The organism is Microbacterium sp. Root180, assembly GCF_001428485.1.
In the GTDB taxonomy this organism is placed as follows: Bacteria; Actinomycetota; Actinomycetes; order Actinomycetales; family Microbacteriaceae; genus Microbacterium.
Map to the genome: position 1 here is coordinate 1,327,768 of NZ_LMHS01000003.1, position 13,803 is coordinate 1,341,570.

The 13,803-nt window shown below is 70.7% G+C and carries 14 protein-coding genes; 2 read left to right on the plus strand and 12 right to left on the minus strand.

Annotation, left to right across the window (positions count from 1 at the left end):
- Window positions 1-1,071 (minus strand): fatty acid desaturase family protein, encoded by a 1,071-nt coding sequence (locus tag ASD93_RS13735; RefSeq protein WP_157536961.1) that lies wholly within the window; start codon window positions 1,069-1,071, stop codon window positions 1-3.
- Between the two features lie 216 nt (window positions 1,072-1,287).
- The gene (locus ASD93_RS13740) at window positions 1,288-1,959 is read right to left on the minus strand and encodes a GAP family protein (RefSeq protein ID WP_056123668.1); all 672 of its coding nucleotides are present in this window, start codon (window positions 1,957-1,959) and stop codon (window positions 1,288-1,290) included.
- A gap of 141 nt (window positions 1,960-2,100) precedes the next feature.
- Between ASD93_RS13740 and ASD93_RS13745 the strand changes: the two genes are divergently transcribed.
- Together ASD93_RS13745 and ASD93_RS13750 are read left to right on the plus strand one after the other, a co-directional pair.
- Window positions 2,101-3,000, plus strand: a complete 900-nt coding sequence (locus ASD93_RS13745) for a TerC family protein (protein WP_056124557.1) — start codon at window positions 2,101-2,103, stop codon at window positions 2,998-3,000.
- 46 nt (window positions 3,001-3,046) lie between these two features.
- Entirely contained in the window at window positions 3,047-3,607 is a 561-nt protein-coding gene (locus ASD93_RS13750; RefSeq protein WP_056123671.1) for a hypothetical protein, read from the plus strand.
- A 29-nt stretch (window positions 3,608-3,636) separates the two neighbouring features.
- Here ASD93_RS13750 and ASD93_RS13755 read toward each other — a convergent pair whose 3' ends face one another.
- The 10 genes from ASD93_RS13755 to ASD93_RS13790 all read right to left on the minus strand — a co-directional run bounded on the left by ASD93_RS13755 (window position 3,637) and on the right by ASD93_RS13790 (window position 13,745).
- A complete protein-coding gene (locus ASD93_RS13755; protein WP_056123673.1) occupies window positions 3,637-4,317 on the minus strand; it encodes a response regulator in 681 nt (226 codons plus the stop codon).
- Window positions 4,314-6,833, minus strand: a complete 2,520-nt coding sequence (locus tag ASD93_RS13760) for a DUF4118 domain-containing protein (protein WP_056123676.1) — start codon at window positions 6,831-6,833, stop codon at window positions 4,314-4,316. Before ASD93_RS13760 ends, ASD93_RS13755 begins: the two co-directional genes overlap by 4 nt.
- Before the next feature lie 59 nt (window positions 6,834-6,892).
- Window positions 6,893-7,507 (minus strand): potassium-transporting ATPase subunit KdpC, encoded by a 615-nt coding sequence (gene kdpC / locus ASD93_RS13765; RefSeq protein WP_056123679.1) that lies wholly within the window; start codon window positions 7,505-7,507, stop codon window positions 6,893-6,895.
- 18 nt (window positions 7,508-7,525) lie between these two features.
- On the minus strand, window positions 7,526-9,694 hold the full coding sequence (gene kdpB / locus ASD93_RS13770) for a potassium-transporting ATPase subunit KdpB (RefSeq protein ID WP_056123682.1): 2,169 nt from the start codon (window positions 9,692-9,694) through the stop codon (window positions 7,526-7,528).
- 1 nt (window position 9,695) lies between these two features.
- Window positions 9,696-11,378: a potassium-transporting ATPase subunit KdpA gene (gene kdpA / locus ASD93_RS13775; RefSeq protein WP_056123685.1), complete on the minus strand. Its 1,683-nt coding sequence runs from the start codon at window positions 11,376-11,378 to the stop codon at window positions 9,696-9,698.
- Window positions 11,378-11,467: a potassium-transporting ATPase subunit F gene (locus tag ASD93_RS15960; RefSeq protein WP_157536962.1), complete on the minus strand. Its 90-nt coding sequence runs from the start codon at window positions 11,465-11,467 to the stop codon at window positions 11,378-11,380. Before ASD93_RS15960 ends, kdpA begins: the two co-directional genes overlap by 1 nt.
- On the minus strand, window positions 11,464-11,592 hold the full coding sequence (locus ASD93_RS16285; RefSeq protein ID WP_268777963.1) for a hypothetical protein: 129 nt from the start codon (window positions 11,590-11,592) through the stop codon (window positions 11,464-11,466). The genes ASD93_RS15960 and ASD93_RS16285 overlap by 4 nt, the downstream gene beginning before the upstream one ends.
- A 166-nt stretch (window positions 11,593-11,758) precedes the next feature.
- Window positions 11,759-11,944 carry a hypothetical protein gene (locus ASD93_RS13780; RefSeq protein WP_235566962.1) on the minus strand — a complete coding sequence of 62 codons (186 nt, stop codon included), beginning with the start codon at window positions 11,942-11,944 and terminating at the stop codon, window positions 11,759-11,761.
- A gap of 77 nt (window positions 11,945-12,021) precedes the next feature.
- Window positions 12,022-12,465, minus strand: coding sequence for a Fe-S cluster assembly sulfur transfer protein SufU (gene sufU, locus ASD93_RS13785; protein ID WP_056123691.1), 444 nt, complete (start codon window positions 12,463-12,465; stop codon window positions 12,022-12,024).
- On the minus strand, window positions 12,462-13,745 hold the full coding sequence (locus ASD93_RS13790) for a SufS family cysteine desulfurase (protein ID WP_056123694.1): 1,284 nt from the start codon (window positions 13,743-13,745) through the stop codon (window positions 12,462-12,464). The genes sufU and ASD93_RS13790 overlap by 4 nt, the downstream gene beginning before the upstream one ends.
- Between the last annotated feature and the right edge of the window lie 58 nt (window positions 13,746-13,803).

A 13,803-nucleotide genomic window follows, 5' to 3' on the forward strand; every position in this document is an offset into this window, starting at 1 on the left:
TCAGGCCTGACGGAAGCGGTTCACCATCGGGCAGTCGAACGGGTCGCGCGCGGCGAGGCCGACGCGGTTGAGGTAGGCGATGACGATCGCGTACGACTCGATCAGGCTGGTCTCGGTGTAGGGCACGCCGCGCGTGCGGCACTGCTCCATCACGATCTCGCGCGTCTTGGCGAGGTACGGGCGCGCCATGCTCGGGAAGAGGTGGTGCTCCACCTGGTAGTTCAGGCCGCCCATGAGCGTGGTCGCCCACCACCCGCCGCGGATGTTGCGGGAGGTGCGCACCTGCTTCGAGAAGAAGTCGAGCTTCGCATCGGCGGCGATGATCGGCATCCCCTTGTGGTTCGGGGCGAAGGACGCGCCCATGTACACGCCGAAGACCGCCAGCTGCACGCCGAGGAACGCGAACGCCATGCCGACGGGAAGGAACAGGAAGATCGGCGTGAGGTAGAGCGAGAACCGCATCGCGATGAGGCCGAGCTCGATCCAGCGGCCCTTCACCTCGCCGCGTGAGAAGAGGTGCTTCAGGCCGAGGGCGTGGAGGTTGGCGCCTTCGAGGGTGAGGAGCGGGAAGAACAGCCACCCCTGCTTGCGGGTGATCAGCGCGCCGAGGCGGCTCACCTTCGCGGCATCCTCCTCGAGGAAGCGGATGGTGTCGACCTCGATGTCGGGGTCCTTGCCCACCCGGTTCGGGTTCGCGTGGTGGCGGTTGTGCTTGTTGTTCCACCAGGAGAGGCTGATGCCCACGACGCCGGCGGCGAGGAATCGACCCAGCCGGTCGTTCGCGGGGCCGGACACGAGGATCTGCCGGTGGGCGGCCTCGTGCGCGAGGAACGCGACCTGCGTGAAGATGATGCCGAGAGCGCCGGCGATGAGGAGCTGGTACCAGGTGTCGCCCAGCAGGATGAATCCGGTGACCGCTCCGCCGAAGGCGAGAACGAGAGCGACGCCGACGATCGCGTAGAACCAGCGCGCACGCTGCAGCAGCCCCGTCTCGCGCACGACCTGCGAGACCTCCGTGTACGCGCGTGCGACGGGAGGGAAGGTCTCCGCACTGGCATACGTCTGGCGCACGGCGCCGAGACGAGCTTCGGTCGGTGCGACTGCTGTGATTGTGGCGATGATGCACCTGCTCTGGTTCGGATGCCGACCGCCTGGTCGACGCGGAGCCACTGGCGGATGCCGTCGCTGAGGCTCACACTACGCCTGTGCGTATGGCCCGATCGGAATGCACGGGTGGTTCACCGAGCTCTCGGAGGCGGCACACATCACGGAGTCGCCGGAGACCCGTCAGCTGCTCACCAGCTGGACGGTCCCGATCACGACGAGCAGGGCGCCGATCAGCGCGGCCAGGATGCGCAGCACGGTGGAGGCGTGCTCGACGAGATAGCGGCGGAGGCGCTCCAGCCCCGGTCGCACGTTGCTCTTGCCGACGGCGTACACGAGCACCAGTCCGGCCACCGTCGAGGCGCCGACAACCGTGACCACCACGACGATCGTCACGCTCGCGGCGAGATCGAGAGACGCGGCCCCGATCGCCAGCCCCGCCGCGATCGTCAGGACGATGTTCTTCGGCCGGACGTTCATCATGAGGCCGAACGCGAACGCGCGGGGTCCCGACATCGAGGTGAGGCCGGAGAGGCTGCTGCGGCCGGACGACACGGACCGTTCGCCGCGCCGACCGGCGAAGAGCGCGGTGCCGAGGAGGATGACGCCGATCGCGATCTCCGCCACATGCGCCCACGGCGGGAATGGGACGCGTGCCTCGTGCGGTGTGAGTTTGGCGCTGACGGTGAACACCGCGACGAGGAGTAGCAGGCCGACCGCCCACCCGCTGGTGAACGCCACGCTGCGCCTCATCGGGTCAGGAGCGAGGAGCAGCACCAGCACCGCGACGATCGGGAACACGCTCAGCGCGATCGCCACCGCGATCGGCAGCGTGTACCAGAGCACCGTGCTCATCCCCGGCCAGACTCCTGTCTCCCTCGCAGTGTGCGGGGGCGCGTGATCATCCTGCCGTACTGGGGTGCACTGCGCCCGCCGCAGCGGCGATCTGCCGCCGGCGATCGCGGAGTGCCGACTCCTCCCGCGTACGATGGCTCCGTGGACTTCTCCCTCGAATTCACCCCCGACCTGATCGCCGTCTTCGTGACGCTCTTCGTCCTCGAGATCGTTCTCGGCGTCGACAACGTCATCTTCATCTCGATCCTCGCGTCGAAGCTTCCCAAGGAGCAGCAGGCGAAGGCCCGCAACCTCGGTCTGACGCTGGCGATGGTGATGCGCGTGATCCTGGTGCTCTTCGCCGGATGGATCATCACGCTGAAGGAGGACGTCTTCTTCATCGGCGAGATGGGCTTCTCGTGGAAGGACCTCATCCTCATCGCGGGCGGACTCTTCCTGGTGTACAAGGCCGTCACCGAGATCCACCACAAGCTCGAGGGCGCCGAGGATGAGCACGGCGGCGTCGGGCGCAAGACGGTCACGTTCGGCTCCGTGCTGATCCAGATCCTGCTGCTCGACCTGGTGTTCTCGCTCGACTCGGTCATCACCGCCGTCGGCATGACCGAGAGCCTCGTTGTGATCATCACCGTCGTGGTGCTGTCGTTCGGGATCATGCTGTTCGCGTCGCGGTACATCTTCACCTTCGTGAACAAGCACCCCACCGTGAAGATGCTGGCCCTGTCGTTCCTGCTGCTCATCGGCGTGTTCCTGGTGGCCGAGGGCTTCGAGATCAAGATCGACAAGGCCTTCATCTACGGGCCGATGGCATTCGCGATCTTCGTCGAGGCGCTCAACCTGGCCTCCTCGGCCCGCAAGGCCAAGCGCGAGCAGAAGCGCCACCACGCCGTGCAGCTGCGCCCGCAGTACCCCGACGTCGACGAGTCGGTCGCGGTGCACGCCGCCCTCTCCGGTGCGGCGTCGGGCGGATCGGTCGGACTGTCGAACAAGCCGGTGGCCGGGGATGCCCCCTCCCCCGACGAGGAGCGCCAGGGCCTCGGCTGACGCCCATCATCGGGTGACGGGATGCCGCTAGCCTGAGCGTCGGGAGGTGATCCCCATCCTGAACCTCGACTACGGACGCGATCTCGTGATGATCGCCGTCATCTTCAGCGGTGCCGCGTTCGTATGGGCGGGGTGGGCGCAGGAGCGGCCCCCGAGGGGCGCCCTCTGGCGGATCGTCCTCGTGCTGCTGCAGCTGATCGCCTTGGCGATCCTCGCGTTCGGGATCCCGATCGCCGTCCAGCACTGGGAGACCCCCACTGCCCTCGCCTCCGCGAGCAACGCTCTCGTCTGGTACATCGTGGTGTTCTGGCTCGAGGTGATCGCGATCGTCGGCTTCTCGATCTACTTCGTGAGGACCGGCCGCGGCGCTCTCATCGCTCCGCTGGTGCTGACCGTCGTCGGGCTCCACTTCGTCCCACTCGCGTTCGTCTTCGCGCAGTGGATCCTGCTGATCGCGGCCGTCCTGCTGACGGCGGCCGGGGTGGGTGCGGTCTTCCTGCCGCAGCGCACCGCGGCACCCAGCTTCTGGTCGGGCATCCTCGCGGCGCCGATCCTGCTCGCACTCGCAGCCGTGTGCCTGTCGGCAGGCGTCGGCGCGCTGGCCTGACGAGGCCGCCGGCGCCCGCGCCCGTCGACTCAGGCGGGGTCGAGTACCAACCGGTAGCCCATGCCGGACTCGGTCAGCAGGTGCCGCGGATGGGCGGGGTCTGCCTCGAGCTTCTTGCGCAGTTGCGACAGGTACAGCCGCAGATAGCCGGTGTCGGTGACCTGCTCCGTGCCCCAGATGTCCTTGAGCAGAGCCTGCCGCGTCACCAGGGCGCCCGCGTTGCGAGCGAGGAACTCCAGGATGCGCCACTCCGTCGGCGTCAGGTGGACCGGCGCCCCGTCGCGGGTGACGAGCTTCGCCGCGAGGTCCACGCTGACGTCGCCGAACGACACCACGGGCTCGTTCGCGCTCGCCGCGGTGCGTCGTGACAGGGCGCGCAGCCGCGCGAGCAGCTCGTCGATCTGGAACGGCTTGGTGACGTAGTCGTCAGCTCCGGCATCCAGCGCCTCCACCTTATCGGCGGAGCCGGTGCGACCCGACACGACGATGATCGGCACGGCGGTCCACCCGCGCAGTGCCTCGATCACGCGCAGGCCGTCGAGTCGCGGCATCCCGAGGTCCACCATCACGATGTCGGGATGCTCCTTCGCGGCGAGGGCGATCGCGGCCTGCCCGTCCGGGGCGGCCACGACGGCGTAGCCGTGCGCGGCCAGGGTGATCCGCAGCGCGCGCACGAGCTGCGGATCGTCATCGGCGATGAGGATCTTCACCGGTCTCCTCCGGAATCGGATGCGGCCACCGGGAGCGCGATCACCATCGTGAGTCCCCCACCCGGGGTGTCTTCGGGCGTGAGCGTACCGCCCATGCCCTCGGTGAACCCCTTCGACAGGGCCAGGCCGAGGCCGAGACCCGTGGTGTTGTCGACGTCGCCCAGGCGCTGGAAGGGGGCGAACATGTCCTCGCGTCGCTCCGGAGAGATCCCCGGGCCCCGGTCGACGACACGGATCTCCGCCGTTCCGCCCAGCTGGCTGGTCCCGACCCGCACCCGGGCACCCACGGGGGAATGGCGCAGGGCGTTGGCGAGCACGTTCACCAGCACGCGCTGCAGCAGAACCGCGTCGGCGAGCACGGCGGGGAGGCCGGGATCCAGCGCGAGCTCGACCGCCTCGGGCCCGGCGCCGAGCTCATCGAGCGCCGCGGTGACGACGCCGGCGGAGTCCACCTCGCCGACCGAGACTGCGAGCACGCCCGCCTGGACCCGGCTGACGTCGAGCAGGTCCGTCACGAGGGCGGAGAGCGTGCCCAGCGATTCGTCCGCTGTCTCGAGCAGCTCGGCGCGATCCGACGCCGACAGCCCAGGACCGGCGGCCCGGATCCCGCCGATCGCCGCCACGGCGGCGGCGAGCGGGCGGCGCAGATCGTGGCTGACGGCCGACAGGAGCGCCGAGCGCACCTGGTCGGTCTCGGCCAGCGCACCCGCCTCACGCGCGGTCTCGGCCAGGTCGGTGTGCTCGAGGGCCGCCGCGAGCTGCGCGACGATCGCATCGAGGAGCCGACGCTCGGACGCGTCGAGCGTGTGTCCGTGCAGCTCGAGCGTCGCGCGTGGTCCGCCGCCGGACATCCAGCCCACGGACACGGGCTCGTACCGGCCGTCGCGCACCGGTTCGCCGTCGGTCGCGAGCACACGCCCGTCGGCGGCGACCAGTCGCACCCCGGCGAGGCCGAGCGACTCGCGCGTGCGGCTGACCATCGCCGGGATGGCGCTCTGGCCGCGCAGCACGCTGCCCGCCACGGTCGCCAGGAGCTCGGACTCCGCCGCCGAGCGGCGGGCGGCGCGCGCCGCCCGCGCTGCCCGGTCGACGATGAAGCTCACCAGCACGGCGATCACGACGTACAGCGCGATGGCCCACGCGTTGCGGGGGTCGGCGATGGTGATGGTGTGGAACGGCTCGACGAAGAAGTAGTTCAGGGTGAGCCCCGACATCACGGCGGCGAAGACCGCCGGCCAGATCCCTCCGACGAGCGCCACCACGACCACGAGCAGCTGGTAGGCGAGAACGTCGCTGGTGATCGTCTCCTCGGTGCGCGTGGCCACGAGCAGCCACGTCAGCAGGGGACCGCCGATCAGCGCGACCGCGAACCCCAGCGCCCGCCTCTTGACACTCAGTGCGCCGCCGGTGAGGCGGGGCAGCAGGTGCCGGCCGCCGGCCGCGGAGTGCGTCACCATGTGCACGTCGATGTCGCCGGACTCGCGGATCACGGTGGCGCCGATGCCGGGCCCGGTGAGGGCGGTGGCGAGGCGGCCGCGGCGGCTCGCGCCCATCACGAGCTGCGTCGCGTCGACCGATCGTGCGAACTCAACGAGGGTGCGCGGGATGTCGTCCCCGACCACCTGGTGGTACGTGCCGCCGAGCGACTCGACGAGGGCCCGCTGCTCGGCGAGCGCACCGGGGTCGCCCTCGCGCAGACCGTCCTGGCCCGAGACGTGCACGGCGAGGAGCCGTCCCCCCGCCGAGCGCGCGGCGATGCGGGCGCCGCGACGGAGAAGCGTCGCACCCTCGTCGCCCCCGGTGAGGGCGACCACGACCCGCTCCCGCGCCTGCCAGCTGCCGTCGATGCCGTGTTCGGCGCGGTAGCTGCGCAGGGCGCTGTCGACCTCGTCGGCGAGCCACAGCAGGGCGAGCTCGCGCAGGGCGGTCAGGTTGCCCAGGCGGAAGTAATTCGACAGCGCCGCATCGATGCGGTCCGCCGGGTAGACGAGCCCACCGGACAGCCGGTCGCGCAGGGACTGCGGGGCCAGGTCGACGAGTTCGATCTGGTCGGCGGCCCGGACGACGGCATCCGGAATCGTCTCGCGCTGGGTGACGCCCGTGATCTGCTCGACCACCCCGTTGAGGGACTCGATGTGCTGCACGTTGACGGTCGTGATGACGTCGATGCCTTCGTCGAGGATCAGCTCGACGTCCTGCCAGCGCTTCGCGTTCGGCGAGCCGGGCGCGTTGGTGTGGGCGAGTTCGTCGATGAGGGCGATGTCGGGATGACGCGCGAGCACCGCATCGACGTCGAGCTCGGGCAGCTCGACTCCGCGATACGACACGAGAGCGCGCGGCACGAGTTCGAGCCCGTCGGTCTTGCGGGCCGTGGCGGCGCGGCCGTGGGTCTCGACGAAGCCGATGACCACGTCGCGGCCCTCGGCCGAGAGCCGGCTGCCCTCCTCGAGCATCTCGAAGGTCTTGCCGACTCCGGGCGCGCCGCCGAGCAGGACTCTGAGCTTCCCGCGCTTCACGTGCTCACCCTACGACTTCCGGTGAGACGTGCGCGGACGGATGCCGCGGCCACCGCGTCTCATCGTTCGAGCTCGTCGAGGGCGAGGTTGAGCGACAGCACGTTCACCCGCGGCTCGCCGAGGAACCCGAGGTCGCGCCCTTCGGTGTGCTGCGCGACGAGTGCACCCACCTCGGCTTCCGTGAGCCCGCGCTCGGCTGCGATCCGCGGGATCTGCAGCTCGGCGTAGGCGGGGCTGATGTGGGGATCGAGTCCCGACCCGGACGCCGTGACGGCGTCCGCGGGGATGGCGCCGACGGGGACGTGCTCAGTCGCCTCGATCGCCGCCTGGCGATCCTCGATCGCAGCGATGAGGTCGGCGTTCTCGGGGCCGAGATTGGACCCGCTCGACGCGCCTCCGTCATATCCGTCCCCCGCCGCGGACGGACGGGACTGGAAATAGCCCGGGAGCGGGGCACCCGCGGCATCCGTGAAGTCCTGGCCGATGAGCGCGGACCCGACGGTCTCGCCGCGCGCGTCCTGCACGAGCGAGCCGTTCGACTGCCAGGGCAGGGCGAGCTGCCCGACGGCGGTGATGAGCAGCGTGTAGCCGACGCCGAGCACGAGGGTGAAGACGAGCATCGCGCGGAGGGCGACGCCGGTGGTGCGCGCGGTGGCGCGGGTGTCTGTGGACATTCCGATGTCTCCTTGGGGTCAGAAGCCGGGGATGAGGCTCACGACGAGGTCGATGAGCTTGATGCCGACGAACGGGGCGATGATGCCGCCGAGTCCGTAGATCAGGAGGTTGCGACTGAGCGTCGCCGACGCGCTCTGCGCGCGATACGCCACGCCGCGCAGGGCGAGGGGGATGAGGAACACGATGACGAGGGCGTTGAAGATGATGGCGCTCATCACCGCCGAGGCCGGGGAGCTGAGGTGCATCACGTTGAGCGCCGCCAGGCCCGGGAAGATCCCCATGAACATCGCGGGGATGATCGCGAAGTACTTCGCGATGTCGTTGGCCAGCGAGAACGTGGTCAGTGCGCCCCGCGTGATCAGCAGCTGCTTGCCGATGCGGACGATGTCGATCAGCTTGGTGGGGTCGCTGTCGAGGTCGACCATGTTGCCGGCCTCCTTCGCGGCCGACGTGCCCGTGTTCATCGCGACGCCGACGTCGGCCTGCGCGAGCGCGGGCGCGTCGTTGGTGCCGTCGCCGGTCATCGCGACGAGGTTGCCGCCCTCCTGCTCGCGTCGGATGAGCGCGAGCTTGTCCTCCGGCGTCGCTTCGGCGAGGTAGTCGTCGACGCCGGCCTCCTTCGCGATCGCCGCGGCCGTGAGCGGGTTGTCGCCGGTGATCATGACCGTGCGGATCCCCATGGCCCGCAGCTCGTCGAAGCGGTCCCTCAGCCCCTCCTTCACGATGTCCTTGAGGTGGATCACGCCGAGAACGGCGGCGGTGCCCGCCGACAGCGTGGCGACGGCGAGCGGCGTCCCGCCCGACTGGGCGATCCCGTCGGCCTCGGCGGCGAGATCGGCGCGGGTGCGGGCGGGGACGTCGGCCCCGGATGCCTCCAGCCAGGCCAGCACGGCGCTGGCGGCACCTTTTCGCACCTGCGTGCCGTCGGCGAGGTCGATTCCGCTCATGCGCGTCTGCGCGGTGAACGCGACGGCGGCCGACCCCGCAGGGGCGGAGACGCGGATGTCGCGCAGCGCCGCCAGCTCGACGACGGAGACGCCCTCGGGGGTGGGGTCGGCGAGCGACGACAGCGCGGCCGCGCGCGCGAGCTCCGCCGGGTCGACGCCGGGAAGGCCCACGAAGTCGGAGGCGCGCCGGTTGCCGTAGGTGATCGTGCCGGTCTTGTCGAGCAGCAGGGTCGTCACGTCGCCGGCCGCCTCGACGGCGCGGCCCGACATCGCGAGGACGTTGCGCTGCACGAGCCGGTCCATCCCGGCGATGCCGATCGCCGAGAGCAGGGCGCCGATCGTCGTCGGGATGAGGCACACCAGCAGCGCGACGAGCACGACGATGCTGACCGGTGACGCGGCGTACGACGCGATCGGATTGAGCGTGAGGACGACGATCACGAACACGATCGAGAGGCTCGCCAACAGGATGCCGAGCGCGATCTCGTTGGGAGTCTTCTGCCGGCTCGCCCCCTCCACCAGCCGGATCATGCGGTCGACGAACGTCTCGCCGGGCTTCGACGTGATGCGCACGACGATCCGGTCGGACAGCACCCGTGTGCCTCCGGTCACCGCCGACCGGTCACCGCCGGACTCGCGGACGACCGGTGCTGACTCGCCCGTGATCGCCGACTCGTCGACCGTCGCGATTCCGGCGATGATGTCGCCGTCGCCGGGAATGAGCTCCCCGGCCTCGACGACCACCACGTCGCCGAGACCCAGCTCGGACGACGCGACCTCGACGGACTCCGCCTGCCGTGCCGAGGCATCCGCTCCGGCGTCGTAGTGGACCACCCGGCGGGCGGCCGTGCTCGTGCGCGTCTTGCGCAGCGTCGCGGCCTGCGCCTTGCCGCGGCCCTCGGCGACGGACTCGGCCAGGTTGGCGAAGAGCACGGTGAGCCACAGCCACGCGGCGATGCCCCACGTGAACCCGGGGGGCACCGGGGCGCCCCCGGAGTCCTCGGGGCCGCCGAGGAACGGCTCGGCGATCGCGATGACGGTGGTCAGCGCCGCCCCGACCCACACGAGGAACATGACGGGATTGCGCCACAGCGCCGCCGGGCCGAGCTTGCGAAGCGCGCCCGGCAGGGCCTGCACGAGCTGTGCGGCGCTGAATGCCCGCAACCGGCGGGAAGAGGGCGGGGGCACCGATCCGGCGACGGGGGCCGAGGGAGTGGGGGCGGACAGAGACGTGTGCATGTCAGACGAGACCTTCCGCCAGGGGACCCAGCGTGAGAACGGGGAAGTAGGTGAGTGCGGTGATGACGACGGCGACGACCGCCAGCAGGCCGACGAACTGCGGCCGGTAGGTCGGCAGCGTGCCGGCGGTGACGGGCACCGGGCGCTGCGTCGCGAGCGATCCCGCGAGGGCGAGCACGAGCACGATCGGGATGAACCGCCCGAGCAGCATGGCGACGCCGAGCGCGGTGTTGAACCACGGCGTGTTGGCGGTGAGTCCCGCGAACGCCGAGCCGTTGTTGTTCGCCGCCGAGGTGAAGGCGTAGAGGACCTCGCCGAGTCCGTGCACGCCCGGGTTCCAGATCGACGTCGCCTCGACGTCGGAGCGGATGGCGGGGATGCCGAAGCTCAGCGCGGTTCCCGCGAGCACCAGCGCGGGCGTCACGAGGATGTAGAGGCTCGCGAGCTTGATCTGGGTCGGTCCGATCTTCTTGCCGAGGTACTCGGGTGTACGGCCGACCAGGAGGCCGCCCACGAAGACCGCGATCACGGCGAGCACGAGCATGCCGTACAGCCCCGATCCCACACCGCCGGGCGCGATCTCGCCGAGCATCATGTTGATCATCGGGATCATGCCGCCGAGGGCCGTGTAGGAGTCGTGCATGGAGTTGACGGCACCGGTGCTGGTGAGCGTGGTCGCGCCCGCGAAGAGCGTGGAGCCCCAGATGCCGAACCGCACCTCCTTGCCCTCCATCGCCGAGCCTGCGAGCTGGGGGGCGGAGCCGAGCCCGAGCGACTCGAGCCAGGTGATGGCGGCGATCGACACGATCGCGATCGACGACATCACGGCGAGGATCGCGTAGCCCTGGCGGTCGTCCCCGACCATGCGGCCGAACGCGCGCGGCATCGCCACGGGGATGGCCAGCAGCAGGAGGATCTCGAGCACGCCCGACCACGGGGTCGGATTCTCGAACGGGTGCGCCGAGTTGGCGTTGAAGAAGCCGCCGCCGTTCGTGCCGAGCAGCTTGATCGCCTCCTGCGAGGCGACGGGTCCGCCGGGGAGGGACTGCGTGGCGCCGCCGATCGTGGCGACCTCGGTGAAGCCGGTGAAGTTCTGCACGACACCGGCGACGATGAGCGCGACCGCCGCGACGATCGACAGCGGGAGGAGCAGCCGCGTGATGCCGCGCGTGAGGTCCACCCAGAAGTTGCCGATCGTGCCGGAGCCGCGGCGGACGAATCCTCGCACGAGGGCGACGGCGACGGCGATGCCGACCGCGGCCGAGACGAAGTTCTGCACCGCGAGACCGGCCAGCTGCACGGTGTAGCCCATGGTGAGCTCCGGCGAGTACGACTGCCAGTTGGTGTTCGTGACGAACGAGACGGCCGTGTTGAAGGCGAGCCCTTCGGGGACGGCGGGCAGGCCCAGCGAGGCGGGGAGCACCGCCTGGAAGCGCTGGAGAGCGTAGACGAACAGCACGCCCACGGCCGAGAACGCGAGCACGGCGCGCGCGTACGACTGCCACGTCTGCTCCGATCGCGGGTCCACCCCGACCAGCCGGTAGAGGCCGCGCTCTGCGCGCCAGTCCTTCTCGGCGGTGTAGGTGCGCGCGATCCAGTCGCCGAGAGGCCGGTAGAGGAGGGCGAGCACGAGCAGGACAGTCGCGAGCTGCAGGATGCCGGTCCACACCGTCGCCGCGGTCATCAGAACCGCTCCGGGTCGACGAGTGCGACGACGAGGTAGACGATCGCGCCGAGACCGAGGGCGGCCGCGAGGAGGGAGAGGACGATCACGACCGCTCCTCCCCTCGTGGGGCGGAGCTGCCGGCGCGGGCGACCAGCCTCTCGGCTCCCTTCGCGATCAGCCCGACGAGCGCGAAGAGCGCGAGCGTCGTGACGAGGTAGATGACATCGAGCACGGGGACTCCAGGGGATCCGGATCCGCGCCCGGCAGGGGCGCGGGCGGCCGCCGGATCGACGGCCGCAGCTCCCGATGCAACACCGCTCGCAGGCGCCGCCGTCGCGCCCTCACGAGATCCATGCGCCGTAAGCGCCGGCCCTCACGCTGCGTCTACGCCGGCGGCGTCACAGCGCCTCTGCGAGACCTCCGCCGAAGACGAGCACCGCGGCACCGGCCACGATCACCGCGGCCACGCCGAGGATCACCAGGACCAGCACGTTCCCGGCGATCGCGAGAAGCGCCGCACCGAGCGACGACACGCGCCGCGCCGGACCGTTCGGGAGAGTCGTGGTCGCCGTCGAGTGCATCATCCTTCGACGCTACGAAGACGCGCGGGACGCGGCATCCGTCCCGGGGCCCATCTTCGTACGACCGGAGGATGATCCGCTCAGGCGCGGGCGAGGTCGTCTTCGAGCGCGACCCACGCGAGCATCGCGCATTTCACGCGTGCGACGTACTTGGAGACACCGGAGAGCGCGGCGGCGTCGAGGTACAGGTCCTCGTCGAGCTCGATCGTCCCGCGCGAGCGCAGCGCCTCGCGGAAGCCGTCGATGAGAGCGGATGCCTCGCCGCGCGGCATCCCCTCGACCAGCTCCGTCATCATCGAGGCGGACGCCTGCGAGATCGAGCAGCCGTTGCCCTCCCACGTGACGTCGCGCACGGTCTCTCCGTCGGGATCCAGCCGCAGCCGGAGCGTGATCTCGTCACCGCACAGCGGGTTGTGCTGATGCGAGGTCGCCGAGCGCCCCTCCTCATCGGCCAGGCCGAAGCCGACGCGGCGCTTGGAGTGGTCGAGGATGAGCTCCTGGTAGAGCGACTCGAGCCCGCTCATGAGCCGGCTCCGAAGAATGCGCGTACGCCCGAGACGGCCTCGAGGAAGACGTCGACCTCGTCGGCGGTGTTGTACAGCGCGGCCGACGCGCGCACCGACGCCGTCAGGCCGAAGCGGCGGTGCAGCGGCTGCGCGCAATGGTGCCCGACGCGCACCGCGATGCCGCGCGAGTCGAGGAACTGGCCCACGTCGTGCGCGTGCACGCCGTCGACGTCGAATGCCCACAGCCCCACGCGCTCGACGCCCTCGGCGTCGCCGAGCAGGCGGATGCCCGGAATGCTGCGCAGGCCCTCGCCCATGCGCGCCTCGAGCGCGCGCTCGTGCGCGTGCACGGCGGCCATGTCGACGTCCGCGAGATAGCGGACGGCCGCGGCCAGGCCGATGGCCTGCGACACCGGCTGGGTGCCCGCCTCGAACCGCTGCGGCGGCGGCAGGTACGACGCCTCGTCGAGGGTCACCGTCGTGATCATCGATCCGCCGGTGAGGAACGGAGGCAGCGCTTCGAGCACCTCCGAGCGGCCGTAGAGCCCGCCGATCGCGTAGGGCCCGAGCATCTTGTGGCCGGAGAACACCGCGAGATCGACATCGAGCGCCGGCAGGTCCAGTGGCAGGTGCGGGGCGGACTGGCAGGCGTCGAGCACGGTGAGCGCGCCGGCCTCGCGGGCGAGCGCGACGAGCTGCGCCACCGGGTTGACGATGCCCAGCACGTTCGACACATGCGGGAAGGCGACGACACGGGTGCGGTTCGAGATGACGGATGCCGCAGCATCCGTGTCGATCGTCCCGTCGTCGCGGACCGGGATGTGGCGCAGCACCGCGCCGGTGCGCGCGGCGAGCTCCTGCCAGGGGATGAGATTGGCGTGGTGCTCGCTCTCGGTGACGACGAGCTCGTCGCCGGGGTGCAGGGCGAACCGGCGGCTCGCGGGGGCGCCGCGGCCCACGGTCGCGTTGCCGATCGCGTACGCGACGAGATTCAATCCCGCCGTGGCCCCGCTCGTCCAGACCAGCTGCTCGGGCGCGGCGCCGACGAAACCCGCAACGGCGGTCCGGGCGTCCTCGAACAGCTCGGTCGCCTCCGCAGCGAGGGTGTGCGCACCACGGTGCACGGCGGCGTTCGATCGCGTCAGGAACGACACCTCGGCATCGATGACGGCCTGCGGCTTCTGGCTCGTGGCCGCGGAGTCGAGGTAGACGAGAGGGGAGTCGCCGACGCGCTCGCCGAGGAGCGGGAAGTCGGCGCGGATGGCCGCGAGGTCGAGCACGGGCGCGGGAGATGTCACCCTTCCAGGCTACGCCGTGCCGCCCGTGTGCGGGCTGGCCGCTCGAGTCGCCGCGTGG

What these genes read in the sequence shown, in the direction of transcription:
- ASD93_RS13780 (WP_235566962.1), bottom strand. Translation starts at nt 11,944, where the DNA reads ATGATGCACTCGACGGCGACCACGACTCTCCCGAACGGTCCGGCGCGG.
- kdpA (WP_056123685.1), bottom strand. Translation starts at nt 11,378, where the DNA reads ATGACCGCGGCGACGGTGTGGACCGGCATCCTGCAGCTCGCGACTGTC.
- ASD93_RS13740 (WP_056123668.1), bottom strand. Translation starts at nt 1,959, where the DNA reads ATGAGCACGGTGCTCTGGTACACGCTGCCGATCGCGGTGGCGATCGCG.
- sufU (WP_056123691.1), bottom strand. Translation starts at nt 12,465, where the DNA reads ATGAGCGGGCTCGAGTCGCTCTACCAGGAGCTCATCCTCGACCACTCC.
- kdpB (WP_056123682.1), bottom strand. Translation starts at nt 9,694, where the DNA reads ATGCACACGTCTCTGTCCGCCCCCACTCCCTCGGCCCCCGTCGCCGGA.
- kdpC (WP_056123679.1), bottom strand. Translation starts at nt 7,507, where the DNA reads ATGTCCACAGACACCCGCGCCACCGCGCGCACCACCGGCGTCGCCCTC.